20 protein-coding genes and 1 pseudogene are annotated in these 24392 nt (G+C 40.3%); 4 read left to right on the forward strand and 17 right to left on the reverse strand.

What is annotated here, in order from left to right; all coding sequences use genetic code 11:
* Nucleotides 1-282: 282 nt before the first annotated feature.
* The 4 genes and pseudogenes from NSQ84_RS14895 to NSQ84_RS14910 all read right to left on the reverse strand — a co-directional run bounded on the left by NSQ84_RS14895 (nt 283) and on the right by NSQ84_RS14910 (nt 3856).
* Nucleotides 283-608, reverse strand: a pseudogene (locus NSQ84_RS14895) (YnfA family protein).
* A gap of 14 nt (nt 609-622) precedes the next feature.
* Entirely contained in the window at nt 623-1453 is an 831-nt protein-coding gene (locus tag NSQ84_RS14900) for a DUF1835 domain-containing protein (protein ID WP_327859277.1), read from the reverse strand.
* A 30-nt stretch (nt 1454-1483) separates the two neighbouring features.
* Nucleotides 1484-2002, reverse strand: coding sequence for a general stress protein (locus tag NSQ84_RS14905; RefSeq protein WP_327859278.1), 519 nt, complete (start codon nt 2000-2002; stop codon nt 1484-1486).
* Nucleotides 2003-2971: 969 nt separating this feature from the next.
* A complete protein-coding gene (locus NSQ84_RS14910; RefSeq protein WP_063388364.1) occupies nt 2972-3856 on the reverse strand; it encodes a diacylglycerol kinase family protein in 885 nt (294 codons plus the stop codon).
* A 677-nt stretch (nt 3857-4533) separates the two neighbouring features.
* On the opposite strand from NSQ84_RS14910, the gene NSQ84_RS14915 reads away from it, so the two are divergent.
* Nucleotides 4534-5016, forward strand: coding sequence for a hypothetical protein (locus tag NSQ84_RS14915; RefSeq protein WP_242513796.1), 483 nt, complete (start codon nt 4534-4536; stop codon nt 5014-5016).
* A 597-nt stretch (nt 5017-5613) separates the two neighbouring features.
* Here the strand turns inward: NSQ84_RS14915 and NSQ84_RS14920 are convergent.
* A complete protein-coding gene (locus NSQ84_RS14920; RefSeq protein ID WP_327859279.1) occupies nt 5614-5907 on the reverse strand; it encodes a hypothetical protein in 294 nt (97 codons plus the stop codon).
* A gap of 12 nt (nt 5908-5919) precedes the next feature.
* A complete protein-coding gene (locus tag NSQ84_RS14925) occupies nt 5920-6213 on the reverse strand; it encodes a lysophospholipid acyltransferase family protein (RefSeq protein ID WP_327859280.1) in 294 nt (97 codons plus the stop codon).
* A 96-nt stretch (nt 6214-6309) separates the two neighbouring features.
* On the opposite strand from NSQ84_RS14925, the gene NSQ84_RS14930 reads away from it, so the two are divergent.
* The gene (locus NSQ84_RS14930; protein ID WP_327859281.1) at nt 6310-7536 is read left to right on the forward strand and encodes a zinc-binding dehydrogenase; all 1227 of its coding nucleotides are present in this window, start codon (nt 6310-6312) and stop codon (nt 7534-7536) included.
* Nucleotides 7537-7579: 43 nt separating this feature from the next.
* Nucleotides 7580-8671 (forward strand): class II aldolase/adducin family protein, encoded by a 1092-nt coding sequence (locus tag NSQ84_RS14935; protein ID WP_063388366.1) that lies wholly within the window; start codon nt 7580-7582, stop codon nt 8669-8671.
* A gap of 239 nt (nt 8672-8910) precedes the next feature.
* Here NSQ84_RS14935 and NSQ84_RS14940 read toward each other — a convergent pair whose 3' ends face one another.
* The gene (locus NSQ84_RS14940) at nt 8911-9963 is read right to left on the reverse strand and encodes a 2,3-butanediol dehydrogenase (RefSeq protein ID WP_063388367.1); all 1053 of its coding nucleotides are present in this window, start codon (nt 9961-9963) and stop codon (nt 8911-8913) included.
* Nucleotides 9964-11167: 1204 nt separating this feature from the next.
* Here NSQ84_RS14940 and NSQ84_RS14945 point away from each other — a divergent pair.
* Complete coding sequence (locus tag NSQ84_RS14945) at nt 11168-12877, forward strand: NADPH-dependent assimilatory sulfite reductase hemoprotein subunit (protein ID WP_327848675.1); 1710 nt, start codon at nt 11168-11170, stop codon at nt 12875-12877.
* Nucleotides 12878-13655: 778 nt separating this feature from the next.
* Here NSQ84_RS14945 and NSQ84_RS14950 read toward each other — a convergent pair.
* The 10 genes from NSQ84_RS14950 to NSQ84_RS14995 all read right to left on the reverse strand — a co-directional run bounded on the left by NSQ84_RS14950 (nt 13656) and on the right by NSQ84_RS14995 (nt 24375).
* Complete coding sequence (locus tag NSQ84_RS14950) at nt 13656-14900, reverse strand: Zn-dependent hydrolase (RefSeq protein ID WP_339212032.1); 1245 nt, start codon at nt 14898-14900, stop codon at nt 13656-13658.
* Nucleotides 14900-16453, reverse strand: coding sequence for an aromatic amino acid ammonia-lyase (locus NSQ84_RS14955; RefSeq protein WP_327873243.1), 1554 nt, complete (start codon nt 16451-16453; stop codon nt 14900-14902). The genes NSQ84_RS14950 and NSQ84_RS14955 overlap by 1 nt, the downstream gene beginning before the upstream one ends.
* A 26-nt stretch (nt 16454-16479) precedes the next feature.
* Complete coding sequence (locus NSQ84_RS14960) at nt 16480-17112, reverse strand: ABC transporter permease (protein ID WP_327873244.1); 633 nt, start codon at nt 17110-17112, stop codon at nt 16480-16482.
* 5 nt (nt 17113-17117) lie between these two features.
* A complete protein-coding gene (locus NSQ84_RS14965) occupies nt 17118-18098 on the reverse strand; it encodes an ABC transporter ATP-binding protein (RefSeq protein WP_327856725.1) in 981 nt (326 codons plus the stop codon).
* 49 nt (nt 18099-18147) lie between these two features.
* The gene (locus tag NSQ84_RS14970) at nt 18148-19068 is read right to left on the reverse strand and encodes a glycine betaine ABC transporter substrate-binding protein (protein ID WP_144598160.1); all 921 of its coding nucleotides are present in this window, start codon (nt 19066-19068) and stop codon (nt 18148-18150) included.
* 70 nt (nt 19069-19138) lie between these two features.
* Nucleotides 19139-19783 (reverse strand): ABC transporter permease, encoded by a 645-nt coding sequence (locus NSQ84_RS14975; protein WP_130157397.1) that lies wholly within the window; start codon nt 19781-19783, stop codon nt 19139-19141.
* A 41-nt stretch (nt 19784-19824) separates the two neighbouring features.
* Entirely contained in the window at nt 19825-21063 is a 1239-nt protein-coding gene (locus tag NSQ84_RS14980; RefSeq protein ID WP_144598161.1) for a Zn-dependent hydrolase, read from the reverse strand.
* A complete protein-coding gene (locus NSQ84_RS14985; RefSeq protein WP_339212034.1) occupies nt 21060-22469 on the reverse strand; it encodes a dihydroorotase family protein in 1410 nt (469 codons plus the stop codon). The genes NSQ84_RS14980 and NSQ84_RS14985 overlap by 4 nt, the downstream gene beginning before the upstream one ends.
* Before the next feature lie 25 nt (nt 22470-22494).
* Nucleotides 22495-23247, reverse strand: a complete 753-nt coding sequence (locus tag NSQ84_RS14990; RefSeq protein WP_327848678.1) for an IclR family transcriptional regulator — start codon at nt 23245-23247, stop codon at nt 22495-22497.
* A 27-nt stretch (nt 23248-23274) separates the two neighbouring features.
* Entirely contained in the window at nt 23275-24375 is a 1101-nt protein-coding gene (locus NSQ84_RS14995) for a DUF917 domain-containing protein (protein WP_327856722.1), read from the reverse strand.
* Between the last annotated feature and the right edge of the window lie 17 nt (nt 24376-24392).

Below are 24392 nucleotides of genomic sequence, written 5' to 3' on the forward strand. Positions count from 1 at the left end.
TTTGATTGCACCTTCCTGCCACGCTTGTTGCCATTATTCAGAGCCTGTAATATCTCTGAAGTGTAACGGCAAGCCGAAGCCTTTATTAAAAAATCGCACATTATCGGCATCACCGGAAAAAAGTCATTCAGCATAACGCTAAAACTGTCAATTAATTAGGATGCCATACTCCCTATACGGAATTTGTCTTGCTCATGCTCGATATGTTCCGAGAAAGCTTACTCACTCGCACATTATTTAATTGCAGCTATTCTATTAAAAATCCCTATCAGAATGGACAGTCTAATGTCTTGGACCCCAAAGCATGATGGAAACTCCAATTAAACAAATGCCTGCTCCGATCCAATCGTAAATATCAGGAGTTTTTTTATCGACCCACCATCCCCACAAAACAGAAAGAATAATAAACACGCCGCCATAAGCGGCATATACTCTACCGAATGTAGGAAAGTTTTGCAAAGTAGGGATCAGCCCATATAGAACCAAGATCATACTACCAATAACTCCGTACAAGTAGTGTTTTCCTTCACAATCCATAGCCAGACTAAGTACCCTCCGCCAATTTCAGCTAAACCAGCAAGAATAAATAAAATAATGGCGTTAATCATATTTCATCACTTTCCTATCGCAATTTAACACTATAGAAGGCCATAGCTTCCAGACTGCCTTCCATTTCAAAAGCTCTCTTTTCAATCAGCTTTCTTAGCCGATATTCCAAGAATTCATCTCCTACATATTGGTCTAGATGCCCCAGTACTTCACCGATTAGTCTAACTGATTTTATAAAATCCTTCGTCTTCATTTCGTTATGCAGCTTTTTCGCTCTGTTTATTATGAAAAGATCATAATAATCTTCCGAAACGCTGTGTATCGTTCCGTTTTGCCAAATTCGCAATACTTCGCGAGTATTTGCAAGAGCGAGCCATTCCTTTTCAAAATTCTCTCTTTCATGCTGGGAAAGAGGCGGTTCATTTTTACTTTGTTCATATATGAATCGGAGCTTTTCAGGAGGAATTTCACCTGTATCCAAAACAGTATATTTTTCTTTTCGTTTCTTAAAAAGCTCGCCATATACCTTTGTCGTGTTGATGAGGAAGATGTCATTATTTTTATTCTTCAATAGATATAAAACAAATCGCAATCCGGTCTGTTCATGAGCGTTGTCAGAAATCCATATCATAATAGGTGATCCTTCTGGAATCGCTGTTATTTCATTGACTGTTTTTTGAAAGTTTTGTTCATACTCATGAAACTCATTGTATGCATCCGTCAAATTATTTTTTTTCCAATTAAATCTCGCTTCTTTTCCAATGTCTTCATGCAGTCTCCAGATCGGACCTACCGAGAATGTTTCCCAAAAAGAAATGACGCGCTCTTTTTTCTCCACATCTAAATCCCTTAAGACCATTTTTAAACTCCCCGAAGGTGAAGCGCCAAGCAGAATATGTATCATTTATAATCTTCCTTCCGCTATCTTATTACTTTATCCTAATCTTTCAAAGTCTTTACGTAAACACGATTTTTTCAGCTTTTTCGACTTTAAGAGGTATTTCATATCAGAAAAATTGTCATATGAAAGCTGAATATGAAAATAGTTTATATACTCAAGTATGGCAAAAACATAAATAAATCCCGCTATGTACAATCCTGTTGCAGGTACCGACGGATACCATCTGACTAGATCGACAAAAAACATGAAAGGCGAAATGATGATAAACAGTGTATTCCATTTCTTTATATTTTTTAATCGCTGGACGATATAAGCAGGAGTTATGGCAGTATTTTCTTTTTTTAATCGCTTCCATTTTGCAAACCAATACACACTACCCTGAAATAAGAGAAACTCTAACAGAAAAAACGAAATCCAAAAAGAGTACAGCGAATATAAATGCAAATGGGCAAAGACTTTATTCCAAATGAAACTAATGATAAAAAAAATTACTGCTGCCATTGCCTCCCCGGTATATAAATAGAAAAATCTCTTCTCCAATTTTCCCCTCAAGTGCATCACCTAGTTCCTTCGTCTCGGATGGCTGATTAATCGTTAAGGATGTAAATACGGTATAGCACCATTTTCATACGTCTCAGCTCTTGTTTTGTTTCACTAGATGCTGTATTCCTTGATATTTAACGGAGAAACTTTATGTGCTTTTCGCACCGAACAATCCTAATTTTCCATTGCCAACATCTAGGACACAACCTGAATCGCAGTGCTTAAAAATTGACTAAGGTACTTTATTTTTTAATAAAAAATGGGTTAAAATTCTGAATTGATTCATTGCCCTTTTCCATGAAAATGTTTTATCATTTTTTTACTTTCGCCTATTTTTTGATTGAACGATCAAGAGCCTTCTCTTCAAACTATTTATTGGCAAATAATTTAAGAGAAGTGAGCAAAACATTATTTTGGATCCACGAACATATTCTCGTTCTAAATAAAGTTAGATTAAAAAAGAGACACAGATTAATATAGTAATAGACTAAAATCCATAAAAAATGCGTTATGAGTAAGCTGTAATCATCAAACAGTTCGTTAGCGAAATCAAATGTACAAACGCTCATGAACTCTGAGAAAAAATACAAACTTGTACGAAAAATATCAGAAACTCGCCACATCTTCCAAAAATTTTTATTTTCTGACTTTTTTGGCGTAAAACTAATATATCTGCAATGTTGAAAAGATTAAAATTTATTATATTTACAAACATTCAGTAAATAACTTTTGCATTTAAAGTCTAATAACGATTTTATAATTCCTAAATTTTCAAATTGATAATAAAGCTATCTTAAGAAAATCTTTTTATTGAGAGACATTTACATCCCTTATAAGTTAACAAGAAAAGACTTGGAATGCATGTGTATTAAATTATTTTTCCATTTTATACTAATTATGATGAATGACTTCCTAAACAGAAATACCTAATTCGTGTTCTCACTAAGATCATTAATCTTTACAATGACCGGCCACTATTTAAATGATAAGCAACCCACCTCTTTGAATCGTCACACTCATCGGAGTTTTAGTGAGAATCTCACCATCTCCTTGCACAATAACAGGTAATTCGGAGATAACTTCCACTTGTTTTCCTGTTATCATGGTTACACCAGGATGTAGTATATGTTTGCCTTTAAACGCCTTTGGAAAAGTGCGCAACAGCTCCCATTTATTCATGCCGTGTACTATACAAATGTCAAATAGTCCATCATTATAACAAGCATTTGGACATATTTTAATACCTCCGCCATAGTTTGAGATATTGGCAATTGCAATTAACCATACATTACAAAAAACTAGTTTCTCCCCATCAACCATTAATTGAATGCTGACAGGACGATATTTTAATAAAACATGCAAGAAGCTAAGTCCATATGAAAGATTACCTAATCTAATAAAATTCAGCCAATTTTTATATTTCGAGCCATTGTTTATCTCGGCGACTTTACCGTCAAAACCGATCCCCATTACAGTAATGAAGTATTCGTTGCCAATTCTTCCAATATCAATTTTTCTTTGTTTTCCCATTAAAATACGTTTTAAAGCCTTTTTATAGTCCTTTGGTATATCAAGAGCCCTTGCAAAATCGTTTCCCGATCCTGCAGGAATAACACCCAAAGGTATATTCGAATTGATTAACCCGTTAGCAACATCATGGATTGTACCATCTCCTCCTACGGCTACAACAGCATAACATTTTTCAGAAGACAACTCCTTAGCAATTTCTGCTGCATGTTTTGGACGATTGGTAAAGCGCACTTGATAATTTATCTGTTTTTCTTGAAGCAACTTTTCAGTCTTTTTCCAAACTTTTAATCCTTTTCCGTTTCCTGAGATTTTATTGACGATAAAATAATACATACTAAAGATCTTTCCTTTATTAAAGATATGAAAGTTTTATATATTATGCCAAAACCGTTTTATTTGGCATGGTTTTATCATCTCCACATTCACTTCGTTTAGAGGTGGGCGTTTCTCGATGAAGCTTCTGTACAGAAGAAGGTTGTCAGAAGTTTTCTAGATGGATTAGAAAGCAACAACTGCTTGTTTGCCGATTAAGCGGTCCAACCACTTTCCTGCTTGGTTACCCAATCCGTTGATACATTCATCTCGTTTGCACATTCAAATGGAAGATGTTCCCATGCACTGTCTTGCCAAGTTTTTTGTAAATTCTCTATCTATTTTATTACAATTTTCTCCTATTTACAGGAATCTATTCACACAACTCCATTTATGCTGTCAATGTGAAAAATCCCCAATGACCGTCGGCTATCACTTGAAATACAAGGAATTGATCTTTGTTTTTTCCTAAGTTTACTGGCAATCCTTTAAAAAATTTTTTGATGAGTAACAAAAGACAAAAGAAAAAACTTCTTTACTATCTTTGCAGAAAAAATGAATGAGACATAGATTGAAGGAGTTGTCTTATGTTGCAAAAGGGATGATTGCTTGACATATCCAATAAAATGTTATTTTTTGTAACAAAGAAAAATTAGGTGAATACAATATAATCGAATTTCAGGAAAGGAGAAATCAATATGCAATATGATTATAACTTGAACTATGCTTATAACCTAGATCAACAAGTTCCATATGCGAATCCTCAGGAGCCGTATGAAGAAAATATGCATTATCGGGATCATTATGATCACCATGTGAGCAAGCATGATTTTTGCAAAAGACATAAGCATTATTACGTCTTGCTGGAAATGGACGATGGAAAAATGTATGATGGCATTATTGATAAAGCCGATAATGATCATGCCTATTTATTAGTACCTATTGGCGACCAACGAGAAGAAGATAACGAAGAAGAAAGACAATTTGGCTTTGGTGGATTCGGAGGTCCTTTTGGTGGATTCGGAGGTCCTTTCGGAGGATTCGGATCTCCTTTCGGTGGATTCGGAGGTCCTTTCGGTGGATTTGGAGGGTTTGGGCATTTCCCATTTCGTTTTCGGAGATTTAGGAGATTCCGATTCCCGTTTTCAAGGATTCGTCGTTTTTCATTTCCGTTTTCTTAAGTTAATACATTTATGTGGTCGGCAGCTTCCTTATGGAGTTGCCCGTTTTTTGCTTGAAAATTTGCTCCGCTTATATTGAAGCTATAATATTGTACACCCCTTGATTTAAATTCCTGCTACCACATATAATTTCCATTTATCCATCCGTTAAGTGTTTTGCGGCTTGTTCCAAAAACAATTTTTATTCTGATCTGCCGCCTTTTGTTTGGATTTACGCTTAACAGAATTAAGTGGTGGAAATAGAGTACGGATTTGCTTCAAGTACTGATCGGAGAGTGGTTTTTGCACTAATATTGGCTTGGCATTCTATTTAGTACAAAAAAATTTTGATGTTATCGTTATCATCAATATTTGCTAACTAAATGTCGTTTACGTCCTTTACGGTACCGTCAAGAATTTTGTGTGTAATGCAAGATAGATAGGGCAGTCTCCTGTTTGGAAAGGAAGAATCCCTTTTCCCCTTTTTTTAATATAATAATATGGTTAAATGTAGCCATTTACAAACATATTCGCTGAGTTTCGATGGTAGCTTCTATGCCGTTCCTCCTGTTAGATTTCGAGGAAATTTTTGATTTCTTCCTGCTAAATCAGTTCTAGCTATGGGAGACTAACCTTTTTTGATTGCTGCAGCACCATCATAAGTTTCATAACAGCCTCAGCAAATGCAGTATAAATGGAACTTTCAAGTTCATCTAAATACATCATTGGCCCAACAACAACTTTTTTTACTGGCTTTCGAATCCACTTTTTCGCATCTAGACAAATAATCGCAACCGGAAGAACAGGCGCTCCTGTTTTTAACCCGAAAAAAGCTACCCCTTTTTTTCGGATTGACACATTCTCCGTTTTTACATCTTTTACCTTCAGGGAAAATTCCAAACACTTCCCCATTTTCAATCACCTTTAAGGAACGTCGGACTGGACGATGACCATTCCACTTTGGCGATCAACAGGAATAGCATGAAGTTTTTGAAAAAGCCAATTGGTCATACGTCTCTGAAACAGTTCCTTTTTCGCTAAAAAATGAATTTTTCGGTTAAAGATACTGAAAAGAATAACAGGATCATAATTGCTTGTATGGTTTGCTGCCACAATGACTGGACCAGTTTTAGGAAAATTTTCTATACCAATGACTTCAATTCGAAAAATGAAACATAAGATTATTTTGGAAAGCCATCTCATACTTGTATAGAACATACTTCTTCACCGATACCTTATAAGAAAAACGTTGTTTAATGTATATTTTTCACTCTAATTAATAAAAATATTCCATATAAGGGAGGTGATGCAAAAATGAATTCCATTCAATTTGAATACACCATGCCTCGGTATGTCTTAAGCAAAATAATGGGTAAAGTTTCAAAATCTTTTTATTGGAACTCCAAATTATCCTGCCTTCGATTACGCCGTGTAGAAGTCCCGAAACTTCCAAACGATGAATGGGTGAAAGTAAAGGTAAAATACGGAGGAATCTGTGGAAGCGACTTAAATCTTGTTCTTTTAAAGGACAGTCCAACTACTTCTCCGTTTGCGTCTTTTCCATTTACGATTGGACATGAAGTGGTAGGAACGATTGAAGAAGTTGGTTCAAAAGTGGAAAACATTCAAGTGGGTGACCGGGTAGTCATTGACCCAATATTATCATGTATAACAAGAGGAATTGCAGACCCTTGCCCTAATTGCCGGCAGGGTGATTATAATCTTTGCAATTTTATGACCGAAGGAGAAATTTCACCAGGGATGTTAATAGGCACTTGCCGTGACAGCGGTGGAAGCTGGGGATCTTATCTTGTTGCCCATAAAAGTCAAGTTTTGAAGCTTCCTGATAATGTAAATGATTTTAATGGTGTGTTGGTAGAGCCTTTTAGCTGTGCCCTGCATGCGGTTTTGCGAAATCTTCCGAAAAAGGATGATACGGTACTTGTCATTGGAGCCGGTACAATAGGGATTTGCGTTGTCGCCGCGATGAGAGCGCTTGAAATTCCCTGCCGAATTGTCATTTTGGCAAAACACGCCTTTCAAGCACAGCTTGCTTCCCGCTATGGTGCAGATGAAATCATTTATCTTACAAAAAATAAAAATTATATTTACGAAACGGCCAAATCTCTTTATGCAAGCGTGTTAGAGCCGATCTTTGGTGATCCCGTTGTACAAGGTGGAGCCGACCTTATTTTTGAATGCGTCGGCAATAAGCAAAGCATAAATGATGCGCTCCGTTTTGCTAGACATGGAGGAAAAATCGTTCTATTAGGTTTAGCAGGAATCATTGACGGTGTCGATTGCACAACCGTTTGGCTTAATGAGCTGGATATTAAAGGAAGCTTTGCATATAGTACCGATGAATATCAAGAAAAGAAGATGCGAACGTTACAAATTGCCATTGAATTAATGCGCAATGGAAAGGTGGATTTAGCCCCATTAGTCACACACCGATTTCCTCTGGAAAATTACCGTGATGCCTTGAGCACTGTTATTAACAAAAGGAAAGGTTCCATCATTAAGGTAGTTTTAGAACCTTAAATTCTATTTTTCATACAAAAACACTAGTTTGGAGGGAAACAGCGTGAAAACTTTTACAATGAATGGAAACAAGCAAACTCCCTTTTTAAATTGGCTTGCGGAAGGAATAAAAAAGGAGTTTATATCAAGAGGCTATATGTTTTATCACATTCCTGAAGAAAATATAAAACTTGTGTTTCATTTTATTGATCCTGAAAAACCACGGCCCTACCGAAGAAAGGCCCAAGCAACGTTTGTCGTTTCTGTTATGGAAACATCGGAAAAATCCGAAAACATACACAAATCAGCCTATCCGTATTTAATCAGGTCTTTAGCAAATCATTTAATGTATATCTTACATAACGATAATGAAACAACAGATATTTATTTTCTTACACCTGAACAAGGTTTTTATAAATTGGAGTATAGAAAAGGAGAAGAAGCAACATTTTTTAAACAAATTTTTGAAAGATTGGAACCGCTCGCAGCTTCGCAGTTAGTCATTGACAATAATTTTTATGATGATCTTCCGGAAGAGATGTGGAACGGAGATGAGATTACGAGATCATTAAGCGAATCCGGAAAAAAGCTTGACCGCATGAATTTACTTCCCGCCCCATTTCCATTGGAGGAATACCTTACACCTCGTGATCTCCGTCATCTAAAAAAACTTTACGGATTAGGAGGTCTAAGCTATGGAAACCTCAGTGCCAGACGGGACAGTGAAAGCTTTTGGATGAGTGCAAGCGGAATTAACAAAGCAGATATGAAAACAGTTGGTGAAGATTTTCTCTTAATAAGTGGATACGATCCTGATAAAAATGCCATGAAAGTAAGCGTTCCTCCGAATATAACACCAAAAAGGGCATCTGTCGACGCTATTGAGCACTGGATGATTTATAAAGAGCATCCGGAGGTAGGAGCGATTGTACATGTTCATGCTTGGATGGACGGCATAAAGGCTACAGAGATTAACTATCCTTGTGGAACAATTGAACTTGCAAAAACGGTGGCTGAACTTGTCCGAGCTTCAAAAGAGCCTTCTAAAGCTATTATTGGTCTTAAAAACCATGGACTAACCATAACTGGCGCTGATTTAGATGACATCTTTGAACGTATCGAAGGCAAAATTATCCCTCAAGTACCGATGTCTTAACGTATTTACATGTTTTTGAACCAACGGAATTTTTATGGAATGATAAAGGCTCATGAAAAAATTTGGATAGAGAGAGGGGATTTAACCTTACTTATTTGTTTGTATATATTTTCAAGCATCGGCAAATCCCCTGCAACTTTCTCCCTGCTTGCCAAACGGTGCACGCGTTTTTCGCATTGCATCCATCTATTGAAGCTTCAGCTTGTCCGCACCGTTTTCTCCCTACTCTGTTTAAATGTTTATTCTGGTTTTACCAAAATTTTCACTTGGTCTTTTTCTTTTATCAGCGTTTCAAATCCTTCTGCTACTATATCATCTAGCTTAATTCGTTTCGTAACGAGTTTTTCTGCTTGGAAGTAGCCTCGTTTCATTAATTCCATTACAGCAGGGAAGATATCACGGTATGCAATAATTCCTTTTACGTTTCTTTCTTTTAATACGATATTATTTGGCTGAATGCCCGCTTCTTTTTCCCATATGCTAACGATGACTGTTTCTCCTTCAAATGCAGTGCTGTCAATAGCTTGTTGTAAAACAGCCGGTATTCCCGTTACTTCAAACGCAACGTCGACTCCGCCATCGGTTAATTCATGAAGCTTTTGAACCGGATCTTCCTCTATTGGATTGATGACAGATGTAGCACCGAGTTCTTTCGCTTTTTGCAAACGTTCTTTGGAAACTTCTACTGCATAAATTTCTGAAGCGCCAGCTGCTTTTAATGCTTCAATCACAAGAAGACCTATAGGACCTGTTCCAAACACAGCGGCTTTATCGCCAGGTTTGATTTTGCTTAATCTAACAGCATGCAAGGCTACAGCCGCAGGCTCCACCAATGCTCCTTGTTCATAAGAAAGACCTTCAGGCATTTTATGCACCATATGCTCATCAACGACAGTATACTCAGAGAATCCGCCGCCGCCACCGGATAAACCGTGGAATCCTAAAGATTCGCAAAGATTGTACTTACCTTTTTTACAAGCTGGGCATTCTCCACAGCGAAGAATAGGTTCTACAACGACAGGATCCCCAACCTTTACTTTTGTAACGCCTTCTCCAACTTCAACTACTTGACCAGAAAATTCGTGGCCCATGATAATAGGCGCCACATCTTTACTGACAGGATGAGGCTCTTGAACAGGAACAAAAATTGGACCTGCCGCATATTCGTGTAAATCGCTTCCGCAAATTCCTGCCCATTCTACTTTAATTTTTACTTTTCCTTTCCCTGCTTTCGGTTCTTCTACTTCCTCTACTCGAATGTCTCTAGCGTTGTGCCATCTTGCTGCTTTCATTTCATTTCCCCTCCCAAATTTTATAATCGCTTTCATTGTATCATTATTTAGTCCTATTTTTATCATATCGAAAAAATTCGAAATTATTTTATAAAAGAAATTGCTTATTTTGTGATTGGCTCTTTTTCAAACTATGATATGTACAAGCTTCATGGAACAGGGGCATATTTGTCATGCGGCAATTACTACCATGATCATGAGGTCAGCTTAAGCCTTAAATTACAAAAATATCTCATTATAAAAGTCAGCCCTCTTCTTTCAAATGTTCTATTTGCCAAATGCCTCTTTACCTGAATTTAGTGATATTTGATCAATCATATAGTTTTCTGCCAGCTGTCTGCAGCATGCACACACTGTTATGAGGGCAAGCACATTTTTCACAGGTTTTAGGGTTTGCAAATTCCCTTTCTTACCGGATCATGCCGATTGAAAAAGGAAATTCTCATTTCCCTGACCACATTTCAAAAGTCCTAAGTTTTTCCAAATCCCACCTCCTGATAGAACTAAAGTTCTATGAATCTATTTTCATTTTATTACAATATAGGAAGGTATTTCAAGAATATCATGATAAAAAAACCTGATTCCTCTCCCCTTCATTACATTTAAAGGTGCGGGGTGAATCGGCAGAAATGAAATGCTAGTTTAAGAATGCATAAAAGAGATTGGATAATGCGCGACCTTGATTAATATTGTACATATCAAAATCACTTAAAGAGAAAAAGAAAACGAGTAAACATGTACACTCTTAAACAGTCAAAAATGTACATGTTTATGGTTCTTACTCAATCTTGGTGATGGGAAGGGGGTTAATGGAGAAAATGAGTGTACAAATAAGTATTTTTAGCTCTGCGTTATCGAACGTAAGAACCATGTTTATCCTGACTTTTACAGCAAAAAAAGAAATTCTATTCGTTTATTTTTTTAGCGTGTTAATTAAATCTGTATCCTCTAGATCGATTTTTTTCCTGATCTTGCAAACGCAGATTTCACAAATCCTGAATCTGATCCGCACACATTTCCCAGCATAAAGACACCTCCTTCTTTCTTGATGACTGCTCCTAACAGCTCACCTTATAGATCGGCTGAAAAATATAACAAGCTTTGTAGTGGATGGGTCAAATTAACGTCCTTTTGGATGGTGTGTTTTCGTCTTTTTCTTTATATCATAGTAAACAAATCAGAATTCAGGGAGGAGTGATTGTATTTGTCCACTCAAAACAAAAAAGAATCAAAAATCGAAGTGATTAAGCGACAAAGCCGCTACTTACGTGGGACAATCAAGGAAGCTCTTCAGGATGGCAAACCGATGTTTTCGGAAGAAAATGTACAGGTATTGAAGTTTCACGGTGTTTACCAGCAGGACGACCGGGATTTGCGGCACAAGCTTTTGAAAGAAGGCAAAGAGAAGCATTACTCGATGATGGTGCGTGCCCGAATACCAGGCGGGGTGTTGAATCCGGATCAATATTTGGTGTTCGATCGCTTAGCCGATGAATATTCGGAATACGGGACGCTGCGCATTACGACGCGTCAAACCATCCAGCTTCACGGCATACTGAAAGGGAACTTGAAGGCTACCATCAAAAGGCTGAACGAATCACTAATCACAACACTTGGCGCCTGCGGCGATTCGGGGCGGAACATCATCTGTTGCGCAAAGCCGGGCGATGAGCCGTTCCGCGCCGAGATGCGGGAGGATCTGCTTGCACTGACTGATCGGCTGAGTCCTAAGACAAATGCGTATCACGAAATCTGGCTTGACGGCGAACCGGTTCAGCTTTCTGATGGAGAGACTGAGGAGCCGCTGTACGGTGATGTATACCTCCCGCGCAAGTTCAAGGTTGCGATGGTACCGGAAGGAGATAACTGCATCGATGTGTACGACAATGACATCGGACTTGTGGCACATATCGAGAACGGACACGTTGCTGGCTATACTGTGCTGGTAGGCGGCGGTATGGGACGAACGGCGGTCGTTCAGGCAACTTATCCGAGGCTGGCGAGTCCGCTTTGCTATGTGCCCAGGAAGGATGTCGTAGACACAATCCTTGATACTTGCGTAGCCATTGTGACCATCGAACGGGACTTCGGAGATCGCTCAAACCGCCGTTTTGCCCGCATGAAATATTTAATCGACCGGCGAGGACTGGATTGGTTCCGGCAAGAGGTCGAGACAAGACTTGGGCGTACTTTAGAGCCACCGAGAAAGCTGGAATGGCACAACGGGCACGACCATCTCGGCTGGCACCGTGAGCGTGACGGGATAAGCTACCTTGGCCTGTTCGTTCCATATGGTCGTATTAAAGATACTGAAACCATGAAATTGAAATCGGCACTTCAAAACATTGTGCGCGAATTTCGTCCGACCGTTCGCCTCACCACGCAGCAAAATGTGATCCTGAGCGGCATTCCAGACGAATTTCGACTGGTGATTGAAGAGCGATTGCGCTCTGCGGGAGTGCCGCTTCCACATGAGCTATCAACAGTCCGAAAAAATACAATGGCATGTGTAGCCCTGCCGACCTGCGGACTTGCGCTGGCCGAGTCGGAGCGGGCTCTGCCCGATCTATTGCCACAGTTTGAGCAGCTGTTTCATGAACTTGGCCTCTCGGACGAGACCATCACCGTCCGCATGACTGGATGCTCAAACGGCTGTGCGCGCCCGTACAACGCCAACATCGCTTTTATCGGCCGTGCACCTGGCAAGTATGATATTTTTTTAGGCGGAAATTCACTCGGCACAGCACTAAACGAACGATTCACGGAAACTGTACCGTTCGATCAACTGATCGACACCGTCCGACCTGTACTCGAGGCGTTCGTTCGCGAGCGTGAGCCTGGTGAGGATTTCGGCAGCTTTTGCCGCCGCGTCGGCTTGAATCGGTTCCGCCATGTCAAGACCGAGCAGTCATAAACTTTTATAAGAACAGACAAGTTGTGACGATATTTACCGGGTCTGATCCGAGAAAGCATTCCCCCGGATGCAAGTGATCCGTCACAATGACAGCCGTACCTGCGCTAAGCAGTTTGTGTATTAGCTTTCAAGTTTTACGTTTCCAGCAAGCTGACCGTTATTCTCGTTGAAAGTGCTGTGACCAACCTGCCGGAACTGGATTGCAGCAGAAATTTGGCATGCTAAATTACGTATTCATACGCAGAGAAAGATCAAAAAAACAACATGGCCGCTCCATACCGGGGCGGCTTTAAAGGTTTTTGCACCTAGAATAAATCAATTGTGGTAAAGAAGATAGTTTCGAATAATGATGACAAGAGGAAAAAAACAAATTATTTTTTAAGGACTCTCAAAAGAAGCTAAATGAGTCCGAGGCACACCGAAGCGAAGATCACCAAGAGCGCAAGTGTTGTATCGACAATCTTATTAAAAATAATGATAGATCCGCTTCCATAGAAATGTGTTTTTTCTGTTCACCATAAAGCGATGCAATGAGCAGCTTCTTCAAGCCGTTTCGCATGGCTGGATGATTTGTTCTCCTTGCTGAGCGGCCTCTTTCCATGAACTAAGCGTTGGGGTTCAGAGGCTTTAAGCGGACTGCCAAAGGCGAAGAAGCCGTCAGCCGAGAAGAAAATCTATATACGATTTTTTGCAACTTTAACCAAAATGATATTCTAACTATTTACTCGTCGGCAAAAACCTAAATTATTAAAAAATCTCTCTAGATCATGTTATCTTTTCATATTTTTTCAGCTTCTGCGATATCTAAAAGAGCGTGCAGCAGTATATTGGCGGCTGCTTCAATATCATCAGCATCCGACCACTCTAATGGACTATGGCTGATGCCGTCTTTTGACCGGACAAATACCATTCCGATTTTTGTTAAAGAAGCTAATATCATAGCATCATGAGCCGCTCCGCTTGGCAGCATCAGAAATTTTGTCCTAGTTCGTTTCGCTGCTGTTCGTATCGCTTCGATTAATACAGGAGAGCAGCTAACCGGTTTTAGCTCATGAGTCGCTTCTACTGTAAAAGTCATGCCTTTTGTATTGCAGCATGCAGATAAAAACATTTGGATATCATCTTCCATTTGACAAATAAGCTCCCAAGATAGATGACGAATATCGAAAAATAATTCCACTTCACGCGGAATAACGTTTATACTCCCGGGGAACACGCGGATACTTCCAACGGTTGCTCGCAATCCGTCGCTCTGCTGTGCTTTTTGTTCCACAAAATCAATTAAGCGGGCGGCTACTGTAACTGGATCTTTTCGCATCGCCATTGGTGTCGTTCCTGCATGTCCCTCTTCTCCTCTAATGGTTACCTTTAACCATTTGACACCTACAATGCCAGTAACGATTCCTACAGGTGCTTGTTCACTTTCAAGCACTTTTCCTTGTTCAATATGCAGCTCGAGAAAAGCTTTGAATTCTTTAGAGCAACGTCGCGCACGGTGCACTAATTTCGGATTATATCCACATTGCACCATCGCATCAGCAATGCTTATGCCATTTTCATCCTTATACTGAAACAGCTCTTCTTCTTGCAATTCCCCCGTCAATGCCCGGCTGCCAAGCATTCCGGTTGAGAATCGCACTCCTTCTTCATCAGTAAATGCCGCAACTGAAATGGAATGCCTCGTTTGAATGCCTTGCTCCATCATCGTCTGTAATATTTCTATACCGGCTAATACCCCTAGGGCACCATCAAACATACCGCCATTTTTCACTGTATCCAAATGGGAGCCGATTAAAATTGACGGCAAAGCAGAATCAGTGCCTACACGTTTTCCGAATAAATTTCCTATTTCATCTTCGTAAATCTCTAAGCCTATTTGTTTCATCAAGTGTACTATGTATCGTTTAGCTTCGCGTTCCTCGGCTGTAAAAGGAAATCTGGTCACGCCTCCATTAGGGTCGTGACCAAATTTACTCAAATCTTTTATATGTTTCATCAATCGCTGTACATTAATCTTGATCATTATGACACCTCATAACGCCCCAACAAATTTCCCCCTAATTTGTCTCTTACTGCACGGCAAATTTCTCCTGACTTCAACAACTTGTACATTTTCTCAATATCAACTGACAGGTTTCTGTCAGCATCTAAAAAAGGGACTTCCTGCCTGATCATCTTATATGCCAATTCCGTTCCATGACCAAGACTTATATCTTTTCTCAAATCAATCGCCTGAGCAGCATGCATCGCTTCTATTCCCAAAATGTAATACAAGTTATCAACTATTTTTGCTGTTTTGTCAACCACTTGAACAGAATTGTTGGCATGATCTTCAATTTCCCCTGATAACGCTATAAAATCAGCATTTATTGGATTAGACAGATGGCGAATTTCTGCGTCAAGCGCCGCAAAGGTTTTTTGAATTGTACTAAAAGCCAATACGTTTTGGCCATTATCAGGAGATAAAAAGCGCGGCAGTCCTGAAAAATTGGGTGATGACAATTTGATCGTACGGAAACAAGATATTTTGGACAAATGTGCAAGAGCCTGTCCAAGCATTTCAATTGCCAGCACCCAAGTTGTTACTTCGTAATTGGAACATGACAATATCCGCTGTTCATCCACCAGAACACATGGATTATCATCGCTTGAATTTAATTGTATGAGCAGATTTTGTTCAGTATAATCGATCGCATCCCTAACAGCGCCGTGCACGGCAAAAGCTCCTCTGAAGCTTAGCGGATCCTGAAGCGGCCGATTTAAGTGCTGCAACGACAAATAGCTTCCTTCAAGACAAGCCTTTATTAATCCGGCACTTGCTAAATTTCCAGGGAAAGGCCGTATTCTTAAAACAGACTCATCTAAAGGGGAAATATTGCCGTTCAACCCTTCGAGAGAAAGAGCAAATACAATGTCGGACAAGTCGATTAATTGTTTAACTTCATTCAGCAGCAGCGATGCCTTGGCTGCAGCAAAAGCATTAGAGCTGGCAATGGCTAAGCCATCTTTCGGACCGAGAACAATCGATTTTATGCCCGCCTTCTTCAGCGCCTCGCTTGCATTCATTCTTTTTCCCCGATAAATGACTTCTCCCTCGCCGATCATAGCTAATCCGATATGAGCTAGATTTCCCAAATCCGCTGCCCCAACAGAGGCTCTTTCTGGTATGACCGGATGAATTCCCTCATTTAAAAAGCGTTTGTACATTTGTGCTATTTCCGGCTGTACGCCGGTATAACCTAATAACAATGTATTTAAACGAATGAGCATCGCGGCTCTAACCGTCTTCTCATCTGCTTCCGGCTTTACACCAATACAGTGGGAAAAAATTAAACTTCTATTGAATTGCTCATATTGTTTTTCATGCACCTGACGATCTTTATTAATCCCAACCCCTGTATTAAATCCATAAACAGGGGCATGGACCGAATCCCAATTCAACACTAACTCTCTGGCAGCACGAAGCCGTTCCATAGCCTCCTGGCTGATTTCTACTTCAGCCTTTTGTTCAGCAACTTGAGCAACTTGTTGAATCGTGAGTGACTTGCCATCGAGGATAATTGTTTGTTGCCCCATGAAAAACCCTCTCTTTTATGAATGTTTTATAGCTGCCCTTTCGCTTTTAATGCCAAACGGTTCTCAATTCTTAACAAAATATAGTTCGTTATGAGCGCTAAGGTGGAAACGAGTATAGTCCCAATGATAATCTTATGAGTTGAATTTTGGTAAAGACCTTCAAATAAAAGAACTCCTAAGCCGCCGGCGTTTATCCATGCTGCAATCGTTCCAATGCCAATAATCGCAACAGCTGCAATCCGTACGCCGCCAAGAATAATTGGCAACGCTAGAGGCAACTCTATTTTCCAAAATAAATGAAACCAATTAAGCCCCATTCCCTTACCCGCCTCAATAATCGCTTGATCAATTGATTGAAAACCAACCATTACATTACGCACCAAAATCAGCTGACTGTAAGCGACAAGCGCAAAGATAGCCGGCTTCATGCCCAATCCTAAAAAAGGAATGAGCAAAGCAAAAAATGCCATGCTGGGAATAACATAAATAATTCCCAATATTGACAATACCAGTACAGAAAGACTCTTCCAGCGAGTCAAAAGATAACCTACTGGAAGAGCAAATAATAGGGCAATTGCCAGCGCACCAAACGTCAAGCGAAGGTGATCAAGAAACAGCGCCAAAATAGTGTCATAATAATTAGTAATATAATTTACCATAGGCTTCACCTGCTTACCGAATATAAGGAATCCTGATCCTTTATTTTCAATTGCTCCAGACCAATTTGTCCTACAGGTTTGTTTTGATTGTCGACGACAACCACATTGTCTATATCCTTTTTCAGCAACAGAGAAAGAACCGTTTTAAGATTTGTTTCCGTTGAAACTTCCACACTTTTTTCATGCATTTCCCCTTGCAACGGAACCATTGCTTTTTCTGCATTCAAAAAAGAAAGTAATTGGAAAACATCGTCTGATTTCACGAGTTGGCTGACAAATTCATTAGCTGGGTTCATAAGGATGTTAATCGGCGTATCAAATTGCTGGACTTTTCCTTCATTCATCACAATAATTTTGTCCCCTAGCTTGAGCGCCTCCTCAATATCATGAGTCACAAAAAGAATCGTTTTGCGCATCTTTTTTTGAATTGCCAGCAGTTCATCCTGTAAACTGGAACGGGTAATGGCGTCAATTGCACCAAAAGGTTCATCCATTAATAAAATATCTGGATCACTAGCCATCGCTCTGGCAATCCCCACTCGCTGTTGCTGTCCTCCAGACAATTGTCTTGGATATCGATCACGAAAATCCTCAGGCGGCAGATGAACAAGCCTTAAAAGAAAATCTACGCGCTCGTTGATCTTTTCTCCATCCCATTTCAAAATTCTCGGTACTGTTGCTATATTTTCTTTGACAGTCATATGAGGAAACAGACCGATTTGCTGAATGACATACCCTATTTTACGCCTAAGTTGTGTCACTGGAACTTTTGTAATATCTTCTCCTTGAACAAAAATTTTTCCTGATGAAGGCTCATGAATTCTGTTTATCATTTTTAATAATGTCGTCTTTCCTGATCCCGATGTTCCCAAAATGGTGATGAAGCTTCCTTCTTCTATTGATAAGCTAGTTTCATAGACAGAAGGTTTGCTGGCTTTAGGGAACGTCTTGCTCACCTTATCAAACTGAATGATTATGTTTGACACGAAACCACCGCCTTTGAAAGTTCCTGGTTTCACTCGGATTTAGGCATAATTACTTTTTAATAATGCCTTTTTCTTCAAGGAACTCTTTTGCTACTTCAGTGTATTCACGTTTTTGAATATCAACCTCAGCATTCAAATTTTGCACAACCTTATTATTCAAGTGTTTGGAAACTTTATTCAGCACTTCCTCAATTTTCGGATCTTTTTCCAAAGTTTCTTCACGAATGACAGGTGCTACATAATATGGAGGCCAAAACTTTTTGTCGTCCTCAAGCAGTACCAATTCCTCATTAGTCAAATCGCCGTCAGTCGTAAATCCAACTGTCACATCCGCTTCATCATTAAGGATTACGCGATATTTAATTCCGTAGTCAAATAATTGCACCGATTTAAACTGAAACCCGCCGTAAAATTTTTGCAAACCTTTTAAACCGTCATCGCGTTCTTCAAATTCTGGAACAGCCGCCAGTCTTAATTTTGGAGCGACTTCCGCCAATTTCGACAAAGTCGTTACTCCGTACTTTTCTGCTACTTTTTTTGTCGTGACTAAAGCTTGGGAATTGTTTACATCTGTTGGTTCTAGCCAAACAAGATTAAACTTCTCTTTATATTTTTGGGATACAAGATCATATACTTTTTGCGGATCAGACATAGGTTTTTCTTGTAAAACATTGATTAGCCCTGTACCCGTATATTCCGGATACATATCAATTTCTCCCTCTTTCAATGCTGTATGAGCAACCATTGTACCGCCTAAATTTAATTTTCTTTCAACTTTATAACCAGCTTCCTCCAAAGCTAGAGAATAAATCTCTCCTAAAATAAGCGATTCTGTAAAGTTTTTCGATCCAACTTTGATAGTCGTCTCATTTTTATCACTTGTGTTTTCTGATTCTTTTTGACCGCCGCAAGCAGCCGTGGATATTAGTAAAACGACTAAAGTAAATAAAAGAATAAGTCTTTTTTTCATGATAATTCCTCCTATTTTCATAACAGAAAGTAAAATACATAGTATTCAGATCAATCAACTTACGTTTCCTCTAATCCCTTTGATAGCGCGTGACCAAACGCTCTACAGCTGCGAAGCAAACTTCGGAACAGATAGCCAAAAAAGCAACTGGCAATGCTCCGACTAGCAACAGAGGAATGTTATACATTCCCATTCCGTTAACAATGAATGTTCCTAATCCTCCGCCTCCAATAAAGGCAGCTAAGGTTGCGCTAGCAATAATCTCTACTGCAGCTGTTCGACAGCCAGCAATGATGACTGGAAGAGCGAGAGGAATTTCTATTTTGGTCAAAATTTGTTTGCTGTCCATCCCCATACCAGACGCAGCTTCAATAATGGAAGAATCAATTCCTCGAAATCCTAAAAAGGTATTGATCGTAATCGGCGGACATGCCAGAATGATCAAAGCGATTAATGCAGGATAAAATCCCATTCCCATGATTGGCAATATGATCACAATAATAGCCAAGCTAGGAATAACTCGTAAAGAATTGAATACATTCATAATCAATCCTGAAAGCTTTGGCTTTTTGGCACATACGATCCCCAATGGAATACAAATTAACATTGATATCAATAACGCGATAAAACTAAGCCCCAAATGAACCTGCAAAGCCTCCAAAAAACGATCTGAATTTTCAAAAATATAGGTCACGGTGTCTTTTAAGTACTCCATCCCTATCCACACTTTCGTTTTTTCATTTTTTTACCGGCATTTTAGTCCAGCTGCTGGTCAAACAGCAGCAACGCCTTCAACAATGCTTGCACACCTAAAGCTACATCTTCATAATCAGTCCATTCTTCAGGACAGTGGCTTCTGCCGTTTTTACTCGGCACAAAGATCATACCGATTGGAGCAATACGAGCTATTTGATTGGCATCATGGCCGGCACCGCTCGATAAAAACATCGTGGGTGCCACCTCTTTGCATGCCTGCTCAATTACACTGCGGACATTATTTTGTACAAGAATCGGTTCTGATTGTGACAAGCAGTCAAATTGAACAGAAACCCCGCGTCGCTTTGAAATTTGCAAGGCAGCATGATGGAGCTGAGTTATGATCATGTCTTGAATATCTTTATCCAACGAGCGAATCTCTAGTTCGCAAGTCACCTTTCCTGGTATGACATTCGCTGCATTCGGTTCATTCATGAGTTTTCCAACGGTTCCTACAACTTCTTCCGTGTAGGTTTCCTGGCAAAGCTGTTCGAAACAAAGAATGATCTCAGCAGCTGCAGTAAGCGCATCTTTTCTTAGGTTCATAGGTGTTGTTCCAGCATGATTCGGTTCCCCTTCAACAGTGAGGCGATAACGCTGAATACCTGCAATGCCTCGAACAACACCAAGCTGATGGTTTGTCTGCTCAAGCACCGGACCTTGTTCAATGTGCAACTCTAAATATAGAGCTACATCTCCCGGTTTACGCGCTTCAAGCGTCAATCGCTCTGGATTTCCTCCAGATCTCTTTAATGCTTCCCGCAGAGTAATTCCTTGCAAATCTTTCCTAAGCAGCATTGTTTCCGGCAAATTATTCACCATTCCTCGACTGCCGATCGTTGAAATGCCAAACTCACTTGGTTCTTCCGCTGTAAAATCAACCACTTGCAACGGATGACGCAGCTGTATCCCATTTTCTTTAAGCAAACGAACAATCTCTAGACCGGCGACAACCCCGATGATGCCGTCAAATCTTCCGCCGCCTTTGACGGTATCAATATGAGAACCGATCATGATGACAGGAAGATGCTTTTCTTTTCCGGGAAGAGTTCCAATCACATTGGCTGCGGCATCAACATTAACCTCTAAATTTAATGATTTCATTTTATCCTTGAGCCAGCCCCTTGCCTCTTCGTAAAACGGTGTAAAGGCCCTTCTTGTCCAACCAATCTGACTTTTGTCGACAAAATTAGCCAAAGCTTCAATATCTTCTTTCAAACGCTCAGTATTGACTCTCATTGAACAGAGCACCTCACTGTATCGCTTTGCAATGATTTTTTAACCGCATCGTGCTCTGCGTGGATGAACTTGCCATCACCCGGATTTCCGATGACTGTTCCATCATATACAAGCTTTCCTCTTACAAATGTGTTAATAATTTTCCCTTGAACAGTAAAACCATGATAAGGACTCCATCCGGCATGAGAGTGCAACTCAGACTCATTTAATACCCAGCTTTGGTTGGGATCTAATACCACTAAATCAGCATCCATCCCTTCCTCTATCCTTCCTTTACAGTGCGATAAACCAAACGTCTTGGCTGGATTCTCACTAAGTAGATGGACAAGTGTAAGCATAGATATTCTTCCTTTTGCAACCCCTTCGCTGTAAAGCAGCGGCAACAGCGTTTCAACTCCCGGGGCCCCTGATGAGTTTTGGAAAATATCCGCATGATTTTTTCGGTCAATCGTCCAAGGAGCGTGATCTGAAGTGACCAAATCGATCATTCCTTGTGAAAGCTGAATCCATAATTGTTCCACATCTTCCTTTGTCCGCAACGGCGGATTTATTTTTCCCCTTGCGTGCAAGGAAGGCATATCTTCTTCGGATAAAATCAAATAGTGAGTGCACGTCTCTGCGGTCACTTTAGTGCCTTGTTGGCGGAACCATTGAACCAGCTCAAAAATGCGCGGAAACGTACAGTGATATATGTGTAAGTGAACTCCAGTCCAGTAAGCTAGTTCTAACGCCGTTAAAACCGCGGTAGACTCTGCGACTTTCGGACGACTCCAGCAATGAGCGCGTGGGTCTGTCTCTCCTTTTTGTTTGTATTTTTCTATATATTTTCTAACAATTTCGTCCGTTTCTGCATGAACACCAACTGGACAACCGGTTTTCGCTATGAGAGAAAAAGCTTCCAACAGCTCACCGTCATCAATGCGTGGAAAACGGACGGAATCCGTATTAAACATAGAAACTTTGAAGCCGCATGCTCCTTCTTCAGCAAGAAGAGGAATTTGATCAAGCCCGTTTTTCGGTTTAATCGTTGCCAGCATCGCTACATCCACTACTGCCTCTTTGGACAGCTTTTGTTTTTTTGCGGCATATCTTTCTTTTGTGCATATAAGTTGATCAGCATCATATGGCATTTCGATAATCGTGGTTACTCCCCCTGCAGCAGCAGAGCGGGTGGCGGCTGCAAAGCCTTCTGTCAAAGCGCTGTAGCTATGAACATGAGCGTCAATCGCTCCTGGAAGAACATATTTTCCATGAGCTTTCAAAACTTTATGTGATCTCCGTTCATGGCTGATTTTAGAAACAGATGCGATCTTTCCATCTTTGATAGCAACTGAACCATTATATAGCACCCGATCAGGGAGCACGATATTTCCCTCAATTACGAGATCATACACTTTCTGCTCCATTTGCACTCCCTCTTCCTGACCATGATCAAAAAGTAGCTGTTTCGATAAATTTTTGCGATACTTGATGAGCAGCATCCGTTATTACACTAACGATGTTCTCTCTTGCTTCTAAGTCAATCCGTTCAGCAGGCCCTGCGACAGTCAAACTCGCTACAACTCGTCCCTGGTAATTGAAGATAGGCGCTGAAATTCCGCAAATGTCCGAATCTACTTCTCCTATCGTTATACAGTACCCTTGCTTCCTAATTTTTTCTAATTCAGAAATGAGCTGCTTCTTCTCCTGTTCACTCGAAAGTTTTTGCAATACTTGTTCTACTATTTTTTCATTTTCATATGCGAGAATAATTTTTCCAGATGCCCCCCGATGAAGAGGCAGCAATCTTCCATTCTCAATGGCAAATCGAATTAAGCGCGAGCTTGCGATACTTTCTATACAAATTACTTCAATCCCTGAACGAACTGCTAGAATCGATGTTTCATTCGTTTTCTCAGTAATTTTCTCCATTATCGGACGTGCAATTACGTTTAAATAACGATCCATTTGTTGCGTTAGACTGCGGGCTAATTCTAGAATGCGTAACCCAAGAGTTATTTGTCCTTTAGATTTCCTCTCAATAATTCCGTTATTCTCTAACGTTTGCAATAAACGATAGACAGTGCTCTCCGGAATTGAGGCTCGTTGAGCAATTTCACTGACAGATAATGGTGTTTCTGCTTCTCCTAGGACAAATAAAATGTCTAACGCTTTTTTTAACGTTTGCGAACCATTTAGCGACATTCACTACACCTTCCAGCTGGCTTTGTCTTAACTCTCATCAGTTGCCAAAGCATAATCAGCAATGCTGATACCTAATGCTTGCTCAACCTCTGGGTAAACTAAAGGATCCTTCACACTAGAACTCAATGGAATATTTGATTTGTTAATGCTAAATACAATGATGTCCATTCCTTCTTCTACATGTCCAACGCTGACAGGTTCCCCTGTATTTGGATTGAGTGTTGTAATGACGTCTGGATATGTTGTCAACCTGTTGCCTCTTTCGTCATCTACAGCCATATACTCATTCATGACATGAAGGGTGAGTTTTTTCCCCTCTCCTTCAACCAAAATTGTACCGATATCAAAGGCGCCTTTGTAATGGACATCTTTTTTGACCACTTTTCCGCTTCCTACAATATATCCTTTTGTCGTCTGACAAATCGTTTCTATTACCGCTTCAGCACCCTTCGGTTCCGCATTCATAATCGCGTACCCAAGCTCTAACGCTCGGCTTATGCCGCCGATAGCCGCATGCTGCTTCACATAACTAGCAGGTATAGGATGCCGCGCGCAAGCGATAAATCCTCCAGACATATCTGATGCTGTCCGCAAAATATTTGATGTTTTCGCAGGCGTCCCTTTGACTACTAACTCAATGTACGATCCAGTTTCTGGTTTTCCTCCGGCAACGGCCTGCACCGTTTCAAAATCCAAACGTCCAGCAAGCCCCATTGCCCCCATCTTACCAGTCGGATGAGCACGCATATCCCCAGTAGCATCAACCACAACCAAATCAAGTGCTGCGGCTGGAAGCCAACCATTAATGCTGCTGGACATTCCGTTTTGCGGGGTCATCAAACCGACAACTTTTCCATTATAGTTTTCTTGTACAAGCTGCACTGCTTTTATATAATCTTTTCCAAGCATTTGCCAATCAGTTGTTCCCGCTGGAGCACCGATGGCAGTTGCAGTGACAATAATGTCATCATCCTGCAATTCATCGACAGAAACTAACTTCGGCTTTCCTACTGCAATGGCCGCCATGCCAATTTCCAGACCATGATCAACCCAACCGCCGCCGCCGGAAGCAAAGACTGATCCTCCTTTTACAGCGGCCAATACGTCGTCTTTCGTTAATTGACGCACAACCATCATTCCTCCTA

This window comes from Aeribacillus sp. FSL K6-3256, assembly GCF_037965805.1.
In the GTDB taxonomy this organism is placed as follows: Bacteria; Bacillota; Bacilli; order Bacillales; family Aeribacillaceae; genus Aeribacillus; species Aeribacillus composti.